At 72.8% G+C, this 16,447-nt stretch carries 13 protein-coding genes; 7 read left to right on the plus strand and 6 right to left on the minus strand.

What is annotated here, in order from left to right; genetic code table 11:
* Positions 1–537 precede the first annotated feature (537 nt).
* Positions 538–3,408 carry a DUF6493 family protein gene (locus QSK32_RS21070; protein WP_285472859.1) on the minus strand — a complete coding sequence of 957 codons (2,871 nt, stop codon included), beginning with the start codon at positions 3,406–3,408 and terminating at the stop codon, positions 538–540.
* On the opposite strand from QSK32_RS21070, the gene QSK32_RS21075 reads away from it, so the two are divergent.
* Positions 3,384–4,481: a hypothetical protein gene (locus tag QSK32_RS21075; protein WP_285472860.1), complete on the plus strand. Its 1,098-nt coding sequence runs from the start codon at positions 3,384–3,386 to the stop codon at positions 4,479–4,481. The two genes, QSK32_RS21070 and QSK32_RS21075, sit on opposite strands and share 25 nt — an antisense overlap.
* Before the next feature lie 97 nt (positions 4,482–4,578).
* Here QSK32_RS21075 and QSK32_RS21080 read toward each other — a convergent pair whose 3' ends face one another.
* The gene (locus QSK32_RS21080; RefSeq protein ID WP_045747396.1) at positions 4,579–5,241 is read right to left on the minus strand and encodes a response regulator transcription factor; all 663 of its coding nucleotides are present in this window, start codon (positions 5,239–5,241) and stop codon (positions 4,579–4,581) included.
* Positions 5,242–5,313: 72 nt separating this feature from the next.
* Here QSK32_RS21080 and QSK32_RS21085 point away from each other — a divergent pair, with 72 nt between their 5' ends.
* The 3 genes from QSK32_RS21085 to QSK32_RS21095 all read left to right on the plus strand — a co-directional run bounded on the left by QSK32_RS21085 (position 5,314) and on the right by QSK32_RS21095 (position 8,154).
* Complete coding sequence (locus QSK32_RS21085) at positions 5,314–6,654, plus strand: sensor histidine kinase (RefSeq protein ID WP_285472861.1); 1,341 nt, start codon at positions 5,314–5,316, stop codon at positions 6,652–6,654.
* Positions 6,651–7,124, plus strand: a complete 474-nt coding sequence (locus QSK32_RS21090) for a Dps family protein (RefSeq protein ID WP_045747397.1) — start codon at positions 6,651–6,653, stop codon at positions 7,122–7,124. The genes QSK32_RS21085 and QSK32_RS21090 overlap by 4 nt, the downstream gene beginning before the upstream one ends.
* A 61-nt stretch (positions 7,125–7,185) precedes the next feature.
* Positions 7,186–8,154, plus strand: coding sequence for a helix-turn-helix transcriptional regulator (locus tag QSK32_RS21095; protein ID WP_285472862.1), 969 nt, complete (start codon positions 7,186–7,188; stop codon positions 8,152–8,154).
* Here the strand turns inward: QSK32_RS21095 and QSK32_RS21100 are convergent.
* The 4 genes from QSK32_RS21100 to QSK32_RS21115 form a co-directional block, all read right to left on the minus strand.
* A complete protein-coding gene (locus QSK32_RS21100; RefSeq protein ID WP_285472863.1) occupies positions 8,144–9,172 on the minus strand; it encodes a zinc-dependent alcohol dehydrogenase family protein in 1,029 nt (342 codons plus the stop codon). The genes QSK32_RS21095 and QSK32_RS21100 overlap by 11 nt on opposite strands.
* A gap of 19 nt (positions 9,173–9,191) precedes the next feature.
* A complete protein-coding gene (locus QSK32_RS21105) occupies positions 9,192–11,327 on the minus strand; it encodes a hypothetical protein (protein ID WP_285472864.1) in 2,136 nt (711 codons plus the stop codon).
* Positions 11,324–11,653, minus strand: coding sequence for a hypothetical protein (locus QSK32_RS21110; RefSeq protein WP_285472865.1), 330 nt, complete (start codon positions 11,651–11,653; stop codon positions 11,324–11,326). The genes QSK32_RS21105 and QSK32_RS21110 overlap by 4 nt, the downstream gene beginning before the upstream one ends.
* Positions 11,654–12,040: 387 nt before the next feature.
* Positions 12,041–12,871 (minus strand): SDR family oxidoreductase, encoded by an 831-nt coding sequence (locus tag QSK32_RS21115; protein ID WP_045747401.1) that lies wholly within the window; start codon positions 12,869–12,871, stop codon positions 12,041–12,043.
* A gap of 87 nt (positions 12,872–12,958) precedes the next feature.
* Here QSK32_RS21115 and QSK32_RS21120 point away from each other — a divergent pair, with 87 nt between their 5' ends.
* The 3 genes from QSK32_RS21120 (at position 12,959) to QSK32_RS21130 (ending at position 16,079) form a co-directional block, all read left to right on the plus strand.
* Entirely contained in the window at positions 12,959–13,537 is a 579-nt protein-coding gene (locus tag QSK32_RS21120) for a TetR/AcrR family transcriptional regulator (RefSeq protein ID WP_045747402.1), read from the plus strand.
* 15 nt (positions 13,538–13,552) lie between these two features.
* Positions 13,553–13,882 (plus strand): hypothetical protein, encoded by a 330-nt coding sequence (locus QSK32_RS21125; protein WP_285472866.1) that lies wholly within the window; start codon positions 13,553–13,555, stop codon positions 13,880–13,882.
* Between the two features lie 772 nt (positions 13,883–14,654).
* Positions 14,655–16,079: a glycoside hydrolase family 43 protein gene (locus tag QSK32_RS21130; protein WP_285472867.1), complete on the plus strand. Its 1,425-nt coding sequence runs from the start codon at positions 14,655–14,657 to the stop codon at positions 16,077–16,079.
* Positions 16,080–16,447: the final 368 nt, after the last annotated feature.

The following is a 16,447-nucleotide window of genomic DNA, read 5'->3' on the forward strand; positions in this document are numbered from 1 at the left end:
CTGACGGGCCCGAGCCGTCGCCCGCGGCTGAGTTTCGCCTCTCGGGCAGCTGTGCACGACGGTTCAGCCGCTCCAGCCGTCGATCACGGTTCCGCGGTTACCTTCAGGCGTGCTGGGCGCCTGAAGTCGTCACGCTCGTGGTGGGGCGTGGTGATTGCGGTCGTGCTGGGCGCCTGAAGTCGTCACGGTCGTGGTGGGGCGTGGTGATTGCGGTCGTGCTGGGCGCCTGAAGTCGTCACGCTCGTGGTGGGGCGTGGTGATTGCGGACGTGCTGAGAGCCCCAAGTCACCACACCCGTTGGGCGTGGTGATTTCAGGCGCGGCGGGCGCCCCAAGTCACCACGCGGACGCTGACACGACACCTGTCCAGCGGCTCGGATCCGCCAGCCGTCGTCCGGGGCGGACGACCTCGGCGAGGGCGGGACCGGGACATGGATGGGACGGGACCGGACGGGATGAGACGGGACCGGGACGGGTAGCGGCTCGTTGCGTGGAGGCGTCTGTGTGGTCATCAGGGTGAACGGATGGCCTGGGTGGGTCAGAGCTGGCCGTGGTTCTCGGTCAAGGTTCGTTGCAGGCGGGCGGCCTCCGTGCCCAACCGGGTGCGCCTGCCGCGGGCGGCGACGCTCGCCACCTCGGGCAGCTCGTCGTCGGCCAGGCAGGCGGCGGCCGCCGACTCGGCGAGTTTGAGCAGGTCGGGCGCTCCCGGGCCGGGCGCCGTCAGGACCGCGGGGAGCAGGTCGCGGGTGATCGACCAGACGTGGTCGGTGGCGCCCGCCCGGTGGGCCTGGTCCAGGCCGTCGATGACGCGTTTCAGGACCAGCGCGCCGGAACTGTACAGCTCGGCCAACTCCCGGGCGACCAGGGTGCTGTCCAGGATGCCGCGGGCGGCCAGCATCAGGAACGCGTCGACGGTGGCGGTGCGGCCGGCGGAGCGGGCGGCGCCAAGCCCGTACGCCAGGCACTGGGCCATGGCCGGGCCGAACGGGCCGTCGCAGCGGGCCAGGGCGGGCAGGTGGGCGAGTTCGCCGGCCATCGTCCCGTCGCCGGCCTGGGCGAGGACCAGTTGCAGGTGGGCGGCGACGACTTCGCGGTGGCTGGGGAGCACGGCCGGCCAGGCCGCGGTGCCGTAGGCGTACCCGAGATGGTCGACGGCGTCGGCCTCGGTGAGTGCCAGCAGGCCGGGTGGGACGGTCAGGGCCGGGTGGCCGACCGGGGTGAACGTCACCGTGCGGCAGGGCAGCCGGCGGTTGTTCAGGCAGCGGCAGTGCGGCTGGCGGCCGCTGTCGCAGTCGTGGACGTGCCGGCAGGCTTGGCGGGTCGCCATGACGGCGTCGACGTCCGGGTCGGCGAGGCCGCCGTCGCGCAGCCAGCCGGCGAAGGCGTGCCCGGCGGGGGAGGACAGTTCGGTGGCGGCGGCCCGGATGCCCGGGTCGACGTCGCGGGGCAGCCGCAGCAGGGCTTGTGACAGGTCGTACGGGCCGGGCTGCCAGCCGTCGCTGTCGGCGGTGGTGAGCAGGGCGAACACCCGGGCCGGGTCGACGTGCCCGACGGTGGTCGACGGGGTGGCGAGCAGGCCGGGCGGTGGTGTGCCGCACAGCTGGCGGCCGAGTTCGCGGATGCGTTCGGCGTACATGGCCGACGCCGGGCGGGCCTGCAACTCGTCCCAGCCCTGATCGGATTCGGTCCAGCGGCGTTCGGCGACGGCGCGCAGCAGGTCCGCCCACGGTCCCGGGTGCGGGGGCTGCAGCGGGCCGAGGGCGTCGGTCAGGGCGGGCCGGTCGGCGTGGGCGAACACGGCCAGCGCGTCGAGGACCCGCTCCTCGAGCATGGGGGTGCCGGTGCCGCGGAACAGCACGCTGAGTGCGTCGGCGAGCTGGGCGGGGGAGGCGATCGGGGCCGGCATCGGCGCCGGCGGGGAGACGCTGAGCGGGACCTGGACCGGTTCCTCCTCGGCGTCGGTGCCGAGGGCGGCGAGGGCCTGCCGGCGCAGGTCGCCGTCGAGCGGTGTGGCGGCCCCGGCCAGGGCTTCCCGGCCGGCGTCACCGTAGGCGGGCAGATGCCGGATGGCGATCTTCAGGGTCCGTTCCTGAAGATCCGCCGCCTCACTGGCGAGTCCGGCGAGCAGGGCGTCGAAGAGAGCCGGTTCATTGGTACGGGTGAGCGTGTCCCCGATCCAGTCGAGGTGCTCACGGACCAGTTTCTTGTCCTTGCGGGGCAGCACCGCGTACGACGCCTCGACGATGGCGTCCATCTCCAGCCGGCCGGCCGCGTCCAGGCTCTGCAGGGCGTGCAGGGCCTGGTCGGCGATGGCCAGGTGCGGGCTGGACAGCAGGTCGAGGTATTCGTCGCGGTGTGCCGCGTACTCGTCGAGGGTGGGGTCGAGGTGGCGCAGCAGTTCGACGAAGGGCCGCATGGCGCCGGGCCGGTCGTCCGAGCGCAGCCGCAACAGGCAGCCGTCGAGCATGGCCTGCCGGTCGTAGAGGCCGTCGGCGCTGAGCTGGGCCAGTGCGGGCGGCCAGTCGTCGCCGAGGTCGGTGCCGATCCGCGGGATGGTGAAGACGTGCTGCAGGAACAGCGGGGTACGCGGTGTCCGCAGCGCCTCCGCGAGGGGACGCCCGGATTCGCGGATGTTCTGGATCCAGCCGCGGACCACCGCCTCGCTCGACGGCGGCGGCAGTTCGGCGGCTTCCAGCAGCAGGTTGACGACCGGCCAGAGCCGGACGTTCTGCGGCGGGCGCAGGCGGTCGGCCAGGGCGGTCGCGACCGCGGGCAGCTCCGCGCGGCCGGGCGAACGCAGCAGGCGCACGATCGCGTCGACCGCCTCGGCGGGCAGCCGCCGGCGGAACCGGTCGGCTTTCAGCCAGGAGACGATCTCCGGGGCGCGGGGCAGGCAGGCGACCCCGGCGACGCAGAGCGCGGCCTCGCGTCGAGCTTCGGAGAGCTCGAACGCGTGGGCCTCGGCCTGCTGCCGGGTCTGGGCGTCGTGTGGCGTCTCGCCGGGGCGGGCGTCGAGGCTGGGGCGGGGTAGCCAGGTCAGTGTGAAGTCGGTCAGCGGGCCGGTGAACGCGCGCCGCTCCTCATCGCCGGCGGCCAGCAGCGCGCCGGTGACCCGCTCGATGTCGCCGGCCTCGATCCAGGCGGTCAGCTCGTCGAAACTGGTCAGGGCTGAACTTCCGTTTCTGAGTTCAATGATTTTTCTGACTGTATCGTCCGGTGCTCGCCGAATTCCGGGGTTTCCGGTTTCCGGTCCGACGGCTTTCCCCAGGACCCGTCCTGAAGATATAGGAATCGTCCAGGTCCTGGTCAGGGTCTTGCCGGGAAGGAATCCGGGGGCCTTGTCCGTACGTCCACCAGAGCGTGACAGCGAACGCGGAGGTAGGCATGCGTGAGGCGGCGACGGCGGCACGGGAGATCTATCCGGCGGTCGACCGGGTCCTGCGGGAGGCCGGCGGCGGGCGGATGGCCGGGGTGCGTCTCGCGTACGAGTTCGGCCGGCGGGTGCTGCTCGTCCAGTTCGTCCGGGGCAGCTGGTTGTGCACGGCGACCGTGGATGCGGCGACCGGTGAGGTGACCGACATCCTCGACGACGGTCTGCGGGTTCCGGACGGCGGCACGGCCGCGATGGACCGGGCGGCGACGGCGGTGACGCTGCCGTACGGTCCGGTCGGCGACGTACGGGCCGCGGTCGACGACGTCGGTGTGGCGTACGGGGCGACCGGTTCCGGGGTGGGTGTGGTGCGCCTGCGTCAGGGCCGGCGGTGGGTGCTGACGGTGGAGGAGCACCACGTCACCGGGCTGGGATCGACCCGGCAGGTGGCGCCGGTCCCGGGCGGGGTGGTCGGCACCACCCGGGACGGGCGGGCGTTCCGCCTGGACACCGGCGGGCGGCTGTGCTGGGAGACGCGGCTGCCGGCGACGGCCGCGACGGTCGGCGCCGACACCCGGGGACTGCGGGTGCTGCTGGCCACGACCGCCGGGGCGATGGAGCTGGACGCCCGGGACGGGACGATTCTCGGGCTGGCCGGCGGTCCGGTCCGCGCGGCCGCGTACCTGCCGGGTGGTGACCGGATCCTGGCCGGGCACGGCGGTGACCTGACCGTGCTCGACGACGGCGGGGAGGTCCGCTGGCGGTGGGTGCAGGGCGAGGTGCCCGCGCGGGTGTGGGCGCAGACCGGCCGGGTGTACCTGGCCGGCGAGGGCGGGCTCAAGGAGATCGTCGTGGGCGAGGGGGTGGTGGCCCGCTGGTCGGCCCCGGGCACCGGCGGCGTGGACGACGCGGTGGTGGCGGCCGGGCGGGTGCTCACCTGTTCCGGCGGGGACCGGATGGACCTGCACGACTACGGGACCGGCGGCTATCACGGGACCGTCGGTGCGGCCGGCGCTGGGCCGTCGGCGCTGACCGTGGTGACCGCGGACCGCAAGCCGTGGCTGCTCACCGGTCACCGGGACGGGACGGTGTCGGCCCGGCCGGTCCGCTGAGGTCTCCCCGCGCCGGGGAGCCGGTGTCGCGCCGCGGCCGGGAGCGGGCGGGTGATCGCGTTTCTGGGGGCCACGGGACTCCCGTCGTCGCGTACCCCTAGAGGTGTCGGGGAACGCAGAGCCGGAAGCCGATTCCGCGCCTGTTCTCGATCCAGGCGGGGTCACCCAGCTTGCGGCGCAGGGTGGCGATGTGGAAGTCGAGGGTCTTGCCGCGGCCGAAGAAGTTGGGTTCCCAGACGGTCTCCAGGATGCGGCGGCGGTCGACGACCGCGCCCGGATCGGCCGCCAGCAGGGCCAGGAGCTGGTACTCCTTGGGCGTCAGTGGCAGTGGGCTGCCGTGCAGGCTTGCCTGACGGGTACGTTCGTCGATGCTCAGCGGGCCGAGGCGGTTCTCGGTGGGCGGCTCGGCGGGCCGGGTGCGCCGGCCGATCGCCCGCATCCGGGCCACCAGTTCCCGGGTGCTGAACGGCTTGGCCATGTAGTCGTCGGCGCCGATCTCCAGGCCCAGCACCCGGTCGGTCTCGTCGCTGCGGGCCGTCAACATGATGATCGGGACGTCGCTGACCTGCCGCAACCTGCGGCAGACGTCGATGCCGTCGATGTCCGGCAGGCCCAGGTCGAGAAGGACGAAGTCACCGGTCGGCGCCTGCAGCGCGGCGGCGCCGGTGGCCACCCGGTGCGCGGTGATGCCGTAGCGGCTGAGTCCGTCGGCGAGCGGCTCGGCGATCGACTCGTCGTCCTCGACCAGTAGTACCCGCATCTGTTCCCTCTCGTCGTCCCGGTGGTGATACGTGTTCGAAGGTTCAACGGTTGAATCGGATCGGCCGTACCCATGTCCGTGATCCGTCGTCTGCTGCTCTCCTACCTGTCGCTGACCCTGGTGGTGCTGGTCGCGCTCGCTCTGCCGCTGGGCTACATGTACCAGCGCGGCGAGCAGCAGCACGCCCTGTCGCAGCTGGAACACGACGCGGAGACCCTCGCCGCGTTCATCGACACCCCGGAGTGGCTGCGCGACGAGCAGCAGATCCAGACGATGATCGCCGACGCCGAGCGGCGCTGGAACGCGCGGGTCGAACGGCTGAGCCCGCCGGGGGAGCCGGACCCGGACGGGGAGACGCCGGTGTACAGCCACATCGGCGACGACTGGCTGACCGTGATGGTGCCGATCCATCCGGGCAAACCGTCGCAGGGCTCGCTGCGGGTCCGGGTGTCCGGCGAGCCGCTGCGGGCGCGCATCCACCAGTTCCGGGCGGCGCTGGTGGCGGTGGCGGTGGCGGTGCTCGGGTGTGGCGCGCTGATCGCCACCGCGCTGGCCCGCTGGATCGGCCGCCCGGTCCGGGAACTGGAACGCGCGACCCGCAGCCTGGCCGACGGCGGTACGCCGGTGACCGCGTCGACGACGACCGGCCCGCCGGAGCTGCGCAGGCTGGCGGCGACGTTCAACACGACGGCGGCCCGGCTGCAGGAACTGATCGCGGCGCAGCGATCGTTCGTCGGGCACGCCTCGCACCAGCTGAAGACGCCGCTGACCGCGCTGGTGCTGCGCCTGGAGAACCTCGAGGACGACGTGGCCGCGCCGGGGCGGCCGAACCTGCGGGCGGCGTTGCACGAGACCGGCCGGCTGTCGGCGATGGTGGACAACCTGCTGGCGATGACCCGTGGTGAGCTGCCGTTGCCGCCGGAGCCGGTGGCGCTCGGGCCGGTGGTCGCCGAGCGGATCGCGGTGTGGCGGCCGGTCGCCGGTCAGCGGTCGGTGACCCTGGTGGTGGACGGCCCGTTCGACGTGGCGGCGCGGGCGGTGCCGGGGGCGGTGGAGCAGATCCTGGACAACCTGCTGTCGAACGCGCTGAACGTGGCGCCGGCCGGCAGCACGGTGGCGGTGCGGTGGTTGGTCACGGCATCGACGGTGGAGATCCATGTGGTGGACGCCGGGCCGGGGCTGACCGAGGAGGAGCGCGGGCTGGCGGTGCAGGCGTTCTGGAGGGCGCCCGGTGCGCCGAAGGGCGGGACCGGGCTGGGGCTGGCGCTGGTCGGCAAGCTGGCGGCGTCGAGCGGCGGAGAGGTCCGGTTGGAGGCGGCGCGGGACGGGGGACTGGACGCGGTTGTGACCTTGCCGACCGACGGTGCCCTTTTCTTGAATGATTCCAGAAAAGAGCTAGTGTTCGGGACATGACCATCACGACCGCGGCCACCCACGCCGCCACCGCGACCCCCGCCCAGGCCGACCGTCTGCAGCGCGTGCTCGTCGACCTCGTCGCCCTGCACCTGCACGGCAAGCAGGCACACTGGAACATCGTCGGACCCGGGTTCCGCGACCTGCACCTGCAGCTCGACGAACTGGTCGACATCGCCCGGGAGGCCGGCGACACCATCGCCGAACGGATGCGCGCCCTCGACGTGGTCCCGGACGGCCGGCCGCAGACGGTGGCGGCGCAGACCGTGCTGACCCCGCTCGACCCCGGCACCATCGCCACCGGCGACGCGATCGTCGCGGTCACCGGCCTGGTCCGGCAGGCCGTCGGTACGATCCGCGAGGTCCACGACGACGTCGACGCCGAGGACCCGACCACCGCCGACATCCTGCACACCGTCATCCACGACCTGGAGAAGCAGGCGTGGATGCTCTCCGCGCACCTCGGCTGACGCGAGGGACCCTCGGCAGTGGGTGACAGGAAGTGGCACCTTCGTCGGGGAGGATCGGGGCATGCCGAAGACCTCCGCACGCCTGCTGGCCCTGCTGTCGCTGCTGCAGACGCGGCGGGACTGGCCCGGCGGGCTGCTCGCCGAACGGCTCGACATCAGCCTGCGGACCGTCCGGCGTGACGTCGACCGGCTGAGGGAGCTCGGCTATCCGATCTCCGCGGTCAAGGGTCCGGACGGCGGCTACCGGCTGCGGCCCGGCACCGAGCTGCCGCCGCTGCTCTTCGACGACGAGCAGGCCGTCGCGGTGACCGTGGCACTGCAGATCGCCGCCACCACCGTCGGCAGCGGGCTGGCCGAACCGGCGCAGCGGGCGCTCGGCACCATCCGGCAGGTGATGCCGGCCCGGCTGCGGCACCGGGTCAACGCGGTGAGCGTCACCGCCGTCGACCGCCCGGCGACCCGGCCGGCCCCGCCGGTCGACGGTGACGTGCTGCTGGCGCTCAGCACGGCGGTGCAGGCCCGGGAGGTGCTGCGGTTCGACTACGGCACGGAGGACCTGAGCCGCCCGCCGCGCCGGGTCGAGCCGCACCACGTCGTCACCTGGTCCGGCCGCTGGTACCTGATCGCCTTCGACCTGGACCAGCGGGAGTGGCGGACGTACCGGGTGGACCGGATCGTCCTGCGCACCCCGAACGGCCCCCGGTTCACCCCGCGGGAGCTGCCCGGCGGGGACGTCGCGACGTACGTGACCAGCGTGTTCCGCGGCTCCACGGACGGCTCCGGGAACTGGCCGTGCCAGGGCACCGTCATCCTCGGCGCCCCGGCCGCCACCATCGCCCGGTACACCCGGGAGGGCCTGGTCGAGGAGCACGGCGACGGCCGCTGCCGGCTGACCGTCGGCTCCTGGTCGTGGCCGAGTCTCGCCGCGGCGATCGCCCGGTACGACGCCGACATCGAGGTGGTCGGGCCACCCGAGCTGACGGCCGCGTTCGCCCACCTGGCCCGGCGGTTCGCCAGGATCAGCGACTAGGGTCGACCATGGTCATCCCGGCGACGGTGGCCCGGTCGAAGCCGGGGAGCAGCGCCGCCGCCTCGGCCAGGCCGACGGTCCGTTCGATCAGCCGCTGCGGCTCGAGCCGCCCCTGCCCGATCAGCGCCAGCATCTCCGGGTAGTCGGCGGCGGCCATGCCGTGGCTGCCCAGCACGTCGAGCTCCCAGCCGATCACCCGGTCCATCGGCACCCGCGGATGGCCGCCGACCGGGGGCAGCAGCCCGACCTGGACGTGCCGTCCCCGGCGTCGCAGGCTGTGGATCGCGGCGGCGCAGGTCTGCTCGCTGCCGACCGCGTCGACCGACACGTGACCGCCGCCGCCGGTGAGTTCGGGGATCGCGGCGACGTCACCGGCGAGCAGGGTGTGTTCGGCGCCGACCGCGGACGCCGCGGCCAGCGCCTCCGGGTGCCGGTCCACCGCGATCACCCGGGCGCCCAGCGCGTACCCGATCATGACCGCGCTGAGACCCACCCCGCCCGCGCCGATGACCGTGACCCACTCGCCGGGCCGGACGCGGGCACGTCCGGCCAGCGCCCGGTACGCCGTGGCGAACCGGCAGCCCAGCGCGGCGGCGGTGGCGAAGTCGACGCTCTGCGGCAGGGCCACCAGGTTGGTGTCCGCCGCGTGCAGGGCCACCCGTTCGGCGAACGAACCCCAGTGCGTGAACCCGGGCTGCTGCTGGTCCGGGCACACCTGCGCCTGGCCGCCGCGGCACCACTCGCACCGCCCGCACGCGCAGACGAACGGGACCGTCACCCGGTCGCCGACCGACCAGCGGCGGACCTGCGGGCCGACCGCGGCCACCACCCCGGCCAGCTCGTGCCCCGGCACGTGCGGGAGGGCGACCTCCTCGTGCCCGGCCCAGGCGTGCCAGTCGCTGCGGCAGAGCCCGGAGGCCATCACCCGGAGAACCACCCCACCGGGCGGGGCGACCGGATCGGCGACCTCACGGACCTCGGGCTGGGAACGGACGGCATCGAACACCACGGCGCGCATCCGCCCATCCTGGCAGTGGTCACCGCCAGGGCTGGACCGGGGAGGACCCGTACAGTTGCCGGCTCTGCGGCGGGATCGGCACGGCCCGGCGCCGGGGTTGCCGGCGGTACATCCGGTTGCGTTCCAGGGCGATCCAGTCGCGGCCCTCGACCGCGATGGCCTCCAGTACGCGGACCGCGCTGGAGATGCCGGAACTGTCCTTCGCGAGCCGTACCAGGTCGTCCGGGTCCTCCCGGAGCAGGTCCACGGTGCCGGTGTCGAAGTGGTCCACCAGCACCGGGATCTTCTGCCGGTCGACCAGGTTCAGCATCAGGGCCTCCCGGCGGACCACCTTGTCGGTGCGGGTCGCCGCGTACGCCTCGTCGTCACTGAGCACCCGGGGCCGCCCGTCGTCGAACCGGACACCGACCTCCTTCACGTCCGCGGACACGATGGCCTCGTACCGGAAATTGTTGCGCCGTTCGCCGACGAACTTGCCGGAGGCGAACTCGAGACGCGCCTCCACCTTGCGGACGCCGCCCTCGGTGAGCAGGAACAGCAGCACCGTGTACGCCGAATGCCGGAACGGCCCGCCGACGAACCGGGCCCGGGCGCTTCCCGGCGCGGCCTCCGTCAGGGCCACGTTGGTGACGACGTCGTGGCTGGTCAGGCGGCAGTCCGACATCACGGATCGCTTGAAGTAGGCGAGGTCCAGGGCCAGCCAGCGGCCCATCTCGACGTCGGTCGGACGGTCGGCGAGGTGCGCCACGCGACGCTGGTGCGCGACCTTCTCGGCCGCCCAGCGCACCTGATATTCGGCGGTGTCCAGCTCGATCCGGCGGCGCTCGCCGTACAGCACCATGACACCGGTGCGGCCGACCCGGATCGCGGCATACAGCAGGCCGACGGTCAGCAGCAGCGCGAAGAACCGGAAGTTCAGCAGCGTGACGGTGGCGATCACCGCGGCGCCGGCCAGGGCGGCCAGGCCACCGAGGTAGCGCGGCGAGGTGAGCGGCGCGGGCCGGTGATCACGCCGGAACCCGGCGAGGCCGTGCGCCCGCCAGCGCCGGACGATGTCGTCGGCGTGGTGGTCGACCAGCCAGGCGATGGCGGTGGCCGGGGTGCCGGAGCGCGCGTACAGGTCGACGAGATCCCCGTGCAGGCAGGCCCGCAGTCCCCAGGTCTCCTGCCAGTACGCGTCCCGGGTCTGGTCGGCGGGCTGCCGGGACGAGAACGCGGCCTGGATCATGGCGGTGACCGCGTCGGAGAACCCGTCCTGCGGTGCCATGGTGCCCGGCTGTGCGATCGCGGCCCGTTCACCGCGGGTCAGTTCGGCCTCCTTGGCGGACTGGCGGCTCTTGCGGTACGCGTACTCGACCAGCTGCCGCCCCGAATACCAGCCACCCGCGCCGAGCAGGGCCAGGACCAGCAGTGTCACCGGGACACTCGCCGTGCTCAGCGCGCCGAGCAGCGTCCACAGGGCGAGGAGCACGATCGCGGCGGCCCCGGCGACCGGACGCCAGGCGGTGCCCGGCGGGGTGGCCAGTGGCACCTTGCGGACCGGGGGAGCCGGGTCGGGTTCGAAGAACTTGGGCACCCGGGTACGCCGCTCGCCCGTCATCCGTTCGACCCGGACGTGCTCGTCGCCGCGCTGTTCGACACCGTCGCGCAGCAGGTGCGCGAGGAACTGGTCGAGGTGGTTCTCGATCTCCAGCCGGTCGTCGGCGGGCAGCTGGGCGTGGGCGTGCAGGGCCTGCGCGTACGCGTCGGGGCTGCCCCGCCCGTCCGGGCCGACGTCGAGCACCGCGTCGACGAAACACTGGATCACCCCGACCGACCGCCACCACCGTCCGCTGGGATGGTCACCGGCCATCGACAGCGCGTGCTCCAGCGCGGCGAAGTCCTCGTCGTCGAGGTCGCTGGGCCGGCGTCCGCTGAGCACGGCCAGCGCCCAGTGGTAGGCGACCTCGGCCGAGCTCAGCCCACCTTCCAGGACGGCCGCCCGGATCCGTTGCCGGGCCAGGCCGGGCAGCCCGCCGTGCAGGTAGTTGACCGCCACCCGGAACTGCTCCTGCGGCTCCGGCCCGGCCTGGTAGATGTGCGCGTCGCCGTGCAGCACCCCGATCTGCGTGTCGACGTACGCGTTCCCGTCGTTGACGAACACCTGCTCGCTCACGCGGCACCGCCGCCCGCCGCCGCCAGGATCGCCGCGACCGCCGTGCCGATCCCGGCCACGTCCCCGACCAGGCCGTTCAGCCGGCGTAACGCGGTGCGGACCTGCCCGTCGGCGGTCGCCGTCCGGGCCGTCTCCAGGTCCTGTTCGGCGGCGGTCAGCGTCTCCGTGTCGATGTCGCCGCGTTGGTGCGCGGCGGTGAGCAGGGCGGGCAGGTCACCGAGTGCGGGGGCGGCGCCCTGGTGCAGGCCGCCGCTGAGGTGGCCGATCTGGGTGCCGACCCGGGCGTTGCCGGAGTTGGTGAAGACGCTCTGGTGATATGTGGACATCGTCATTCCCGTCGTGGTCACGGCATGGTCGGAACAGACCACGGAACAGGCTTACGGCCGTACCCCGTTCAGGGAAGCCGACGAGAACACGAAAGACTCGTGTGAGGGCCGCTGATCTGTGCCGATGCGGACTGGCCGGAATGCGACAGCACCCGTCCGGCGTCAGCCGCAAGGACACCCGCCGGGCGCCGATCGGCCACACCCGGCGACCGGCGTCGATGCCGTACCGTGCCGGACGTGGCGCCGAACCCGCACCTGGTCGGCGGGCTGCAGGGCCTCGCCCTTCGCGCCGGCCCGGTCAGCACCACGACGGACCGGGCCGACGCGACGTTCCGCCGCGCTTCCTGACGGCTTTCTCCGGGGTACGGGGAAAGCCCGGTCCCGTCGTCAGCCGGGCAACGCCAGCGCGCCGGACCGGACGGCGGCCACCACGCCACCGTCGACGAGCAGGTCGGTGCCGGTCACGAAGGTGGACTCCGGGCCGAGGAGGAAGGCGGCCGCGGCCGCGATGTCGCCGGCGGTGCCCAGCCGGCCGGTGCCCGAGGCGTCGATCATGGCGCGCATCGAGGCGCCGCTCGCCCCGGCGAGTTCCTCCTGGCCCATCGGGGTGGCGATGACGCCGGGGCTGATGCTGTTGACGCGGGCACCCCGGGCACCCCAGGTCAGGCTCGCCGCGTGGACCCGGACCTGGTTGGCGCGTTTGGCCACGCCGTACGCGGTGGCCGCGTCCGGGATGGCGTCCGCCTGGAGGTGGGGGAGGGCCAGCAGTTCGGCGGCGGGGGTGGTGGCCAGGACGGACTCCATCTCGGCGGGCAGCCGCCCGGCCGTCAGGGCGCCGGCCATGCTGGCGATCACCACACCGGCGCCGCCCGGGGCCACCACCCGGCCGAACTCCTCCAGCACCAGGGCCACGCCGAGCAGGTCGACCCGCAGGACCGCGTCGGCCGGCGCCTGCACCGGGGACAGGCCGGCGGTGTGCGCGACCTGGGTGACCGGTCCCAGCCCGGCGGCGGTCCCGGCCAGCGCGGACACCGACGCGTGGTCGGCGACGTCGACCCGGGCGGTCGTCACCGTGTAGCCCTCGCCGCGCAGCGTGCCGGCGACCCGTTCCAGGGTGCCGGTGTCGAAGTCGGCGAGCAGCAGGTGATGCCCGGTTCCCTGCCGTCGGGCGATCGCCTCGCCCATGCCACCCACCCCGATGACCACCACGACTGACATGTGTTCCCACTTTCGTTCGGTTGTCCGGGCAATGTACGAGACTTTTTGTCTCGATAAAAGGCCGGGCGGGGTTGATAGCGTTTCGGCATGGTGGAGGTTCGGCGTGGACGCGCCCGCAGCGAGGCCACCCGCCGGGCGATCCTGGACGCCACCCGGGACGAGCTGACCCTCCACGGGTACGACAAGTTGTCCATCGACCGGATCGCCGCCGCGGCCGGAGCCGGCAAACAGACCGTGTACCGGTGGTACCCGTCGAAGGTCGCCCTGGTCGCCGACTGCCTCCTCGCCGACCGGGTGTTCGACGGCGTCGCGCCGATCGCCGACACCGGCGACCTGGACCACGACCTGCGGGTGTGGCTGGGCGCCTTCGCGGCCCAGTTCGACCGCCCGGACACCGCCGCGTTCATCCGCGCCGCCACGGCCGCGGCGGCGGAGAGCGACGAGGTGGCGGTCCGCTTCTACGAACAGAGCACCGCGGCCGCGGAGGCAGCCCTCGCCGACCGGCTGCGCGCGGGCGAACAAGCCGGCCAGTTGAGGCCCGGGGCGGCGGCGGCTACCGCGCAGTCCCTGATCGGCGCCATGCTCTACCGACTGCTGACCCGCCAGCCGGTCACCGCGGCCTTCGCCGGGCGGCTCGTCGACGCACTGCCGGTCCTCGGTCGCTGAGGACGGCACTGCCCGGTGGTTGCGGCCAGTGCCATCCGGTGGTTGTGGCTAGATATGTTTCGTGGTCAGGGTGCGAAGCCCATCCGCGTGGTGATTTCGGGCGTGCTGGACGCCCCAATTCACCACACCCGTGGTGGTGTGGTGATTTCGGGCGTGCTGGACGCCCCAATTCACCACACCCGTGGTGGTGTGGTGATTTCGGGCGTGCTGGACGCCCCAATTCACCACACCCGTGGTGGTGTGGTGATTACGGGCGCGCTGGACGCCCGAAATCACCACGCTGTTGTGGGTGTGGTGAATTCGGGCGCGCTGGACGCCCGAAATCACCACAGAGGCAGACCCTGACTGCGAGGTGTCTAGTGCCATCCGGTGGTTGAGGACGGCACGCCCGCCACGTCCGACAGCCACCTGCGACGGCTCGGGGTCGTCAGCCGTCGTTCACGGTCGCTTTCGGTTGGTGGGTGGACCGTGGGTGGCGGCTGGGTTGGTCGAGCCGTTGTTCGTGGTTGTTCAGGGGGCGAAGTCCAGCCCTCGGCGACGGCTCGGGGTCGTCAGCCGTCCCTGAGGGTTGTTCTCGATCGGCGAACGGACCGTAGGTGACGGCTGGCGATCCTGAGCCGTAGGAGAGGGCTGTTCGGCGGGCGAGGGACAGCCCTGGGCGACGGCTCAGGGGTGTCGGCCGTCGGTCAGGGTTGCTTCTGACCTTCGGATGAGCCGTGGATGACGGCTCGAGAATGTTCGGCCGTCGTCTACGGTTCGGTCGCCGTTCGTCGTCTGGCCGTCTTCTGGTGGAAGCGGACGCGAGCCGGTGGGGAGCGGGCGCGGGGCGGGCCGGTGGGGAGCGGGTGCGGGGCGGGGCGGCGAGAAGTGCGGGCGCGGGGCGGGGCGGGGCGGCGAGGAGAGCGGGTGCGGGTGCGGGGCGGGGAGAAGAGCGGGTGCGGGTGCGGGGCGGGGAGAAGAGCGGGTGCGGGGCGGGGCGGAGGGCGGGCACGGGCGGGGATGTTGTGGACTGTGCTCAGCGCGTACCCGGAGAAGGATCTTTGATCGAGGGTGGCGAATCAGTAATGTTTCCTTGCGGCGGGCCGTTTCCCCCACGCGGCTCGCGTGAGGAGGTTCCGTGTCTCATCCCCGCAGGTTGTGGCTGATCCTGGTGGCACTGGCCGGGCTGGTGCTGTCGCTCGGGACGGTGCCCCGGGCGGCCGAAGCGGCAGCCGCCGGCACGTTCCGGAACCCGGTGGGCACCAAGCCGGATCCGTTCATGACCTATTTCAACGGTAACTACTACCTGACGATGACCGAGGGCGACTCGATCAGGATCCGGAAGTCGCCGAGCGTCGCGGGCCTGCTGCGAGCATCGGCGATCACGGTGTGGACGGACACCGACGCCGGGCGCAACAAGAACGTCTGGGCGCCGGAGTTCCACCGCTTCAACGGGCGCTGGTACATGTATTACACCGCCGACAACGGGATCGACGACAATCACCGGTTGTACGTGCTGGAGTCCGACGGCGACGATCCGGCGGGGAGCTACCACTTCCGGGGGCAGCTGCTGCCGCCGAACCACGACAAGTTCGCCATCGACGCGTCGATCCTGCAGCAGAACGGCCGGATGTACGTCGCGTTCGCCGGGATCAACCAGTGGCAGCACAACGGCATCATGATCGCGCCGTTGTCCGATCCGTGGACGGTCTCCGGGAACGCGGTGCCGATCAACGCGGCCGGCGGGTGCTCGACGATCCGGGAGGCGCCCGAGTTCCTGCAGCGGAACGGGACGACCTACATGGTGTACTCGACGTGTGACACCGGGCTGCCGGACTACCAGCTGTGGCAGCTGAGCATCCCGTCCACCGCCGACCCGCTGGTCGCGGCGAGCTGGACACAGCGCAGCGGCGCGATCTTCAGCCGCAACGACGCCGCCGGGGTGTACGGGCCGGGGCACAACGGCTTCTTCACCAGCCCGGACGGCACCGAGACGTGGATGGTGTACGGGGCCAAGGCGACGAGTGTCACGACGTACACCAACCGGGTGAGCCGGATCCAGCGGATCGGCTGGAACGCCGACGGCAGTCCCAGCCTGGGCCGGCCCCTGGCCGTCGGCGCCACCCAGGACCTGCCGTCCGGCGACCCCGGACCGTCCACCGCGTGGATCAACGACGACGGCCGGACCAGCGGGAACGGATCGCTCGCGCTGACCGGTTCGTGGAGTTCCGGCACCGGCTGCGGGGTGCAGTGCTTCTGGGGCGACGACCACTGGAGCGCGGCGACCGGGGCGACTGCCACCCTCACGTTCACCGGTACCCAGCTCGGCCTGCTCTCGGTCCGCGACACCGGCAACGGCATCGCGGCGATCAGCGTCGACGGCGGCGCCGAGACGAGCGTCGACTTCTACGGCGCGATCCGGGTCGGCGAGGCCCTCACCTATCTGACGCCGAAACTGGCGTACGGCACGCACACCGTCCGGGTCCGTGTCACCGGTACGAAGAGCAGCGCGTCGGCCGGCACGGTGGTCAGCCTGGACCGCGCCGAGATCTGGACCAACTGAGCTCCGGGGTCGCCGGGCCGCTCGTCAGGGCAGCCCGGCAGCCCCGGATACTCGTCCGATGCGTCCTTCGATGCGTCCTTCGATGCGTCCGGATCGGGGACCGCGGCGACGCGCGGCGTGCCGTCTCGCACCTGTGGGAGGAGCTGTTCCACCAGGGCGGCATCTACGAGGCGACGCCCGGAGCGGCCCGGTTCGTCGCCGCGGCGCCGGCTGATCCGCGGGTCATCGCCCAGCCCTGCCCCACGCGCGAGTTCGGTGACGGTCCGCTCCGGGCGGCTCTGCTGCTCCGGCTGTCCGGTCTCGGCTACGCGATGGGCGTCGAGTGGCAGGACATGATCGGTCACGTTCCCGGCATCGAGTCCGTCGGC

Origin of the sequence: Actinoplanes sp. NBRC 101535 (genome assembly GCF_030269225.1) — a bacterium.
Classification (GTDB): domain Bacteria; phylum Actinomycetota; class Actinomycetes; order Mycobacteriales; family Micromonosporaceae; genus Actinoplanes; species Actinoplanes rectilineatus.

Bases quoted from the DNA above. Each gene is read 5' to 3' on its own strand.
- QSK32_RS21075 (WP_285472860.1), top strand. From the start codon at position 3,384: ATGCGTGAGGCGGCGACGGCGGCACGGGAGATCTATCCGGCGGTCGAC.
- QSK32_RS21080 (WP_045747396.1), bottom strand. From the start codon at position 5,241: ATGCGGGTACTACTGGTCGAGGACGACGAGTCGATCGCCGAGCCGCTC.
- QSK32_RS21085 (WP_285472861.1), top strand. From the start codon at position 5,314: ATGTCCGTGATCCGTCGTCTGCTGCTCTCCTACCTGTCGCTGACCCTG.
- QSK32_RS21090 (WP_045747397.1), top strand. From the start codon at position 6,651: ATGACCATCACGACCGCGGCCACCCACGCCGCCACCGCGACCCCCGCC.
- QSK32_RS21095 (WP_285472862.1), top strand. From the start codon at position 7,186: ATGCCGAAGACCTCCGCACGCCTGCTGGCCCTGCTGTCGCTGCTGCAG.
- QSK32_RS21100 (WP_285472863.1), bottom strand. From the start codon at position 9,172: ATGCGCGCCGTGGTGTTCGATGCCGTCCGTTCCCAGCCCGAGGTCCGT.
- QSK32_RS21110 (WP_285472865.1), bottom strand. From the start codon at position 11,653: ATGTCCACATATCACCAGAGCGTCTTCACCAACTCCGGCAACGCCCGG.
- QSK32_RS21115 (WP_045747401.1), bottom strand. From the start codon at position 12,871: ATGTCAGTCGTGGTGGTCATCGGGGTGGGTGGCATGGGCGAGGCGATC.
- QSK32_RS21120 (WP_045747402.1), top strand. From the start codon at position 12,959: ATGGTGGAGGTTCGGCGTGGACGCGCCCGCAGCGAGGCCACCCGCCGG.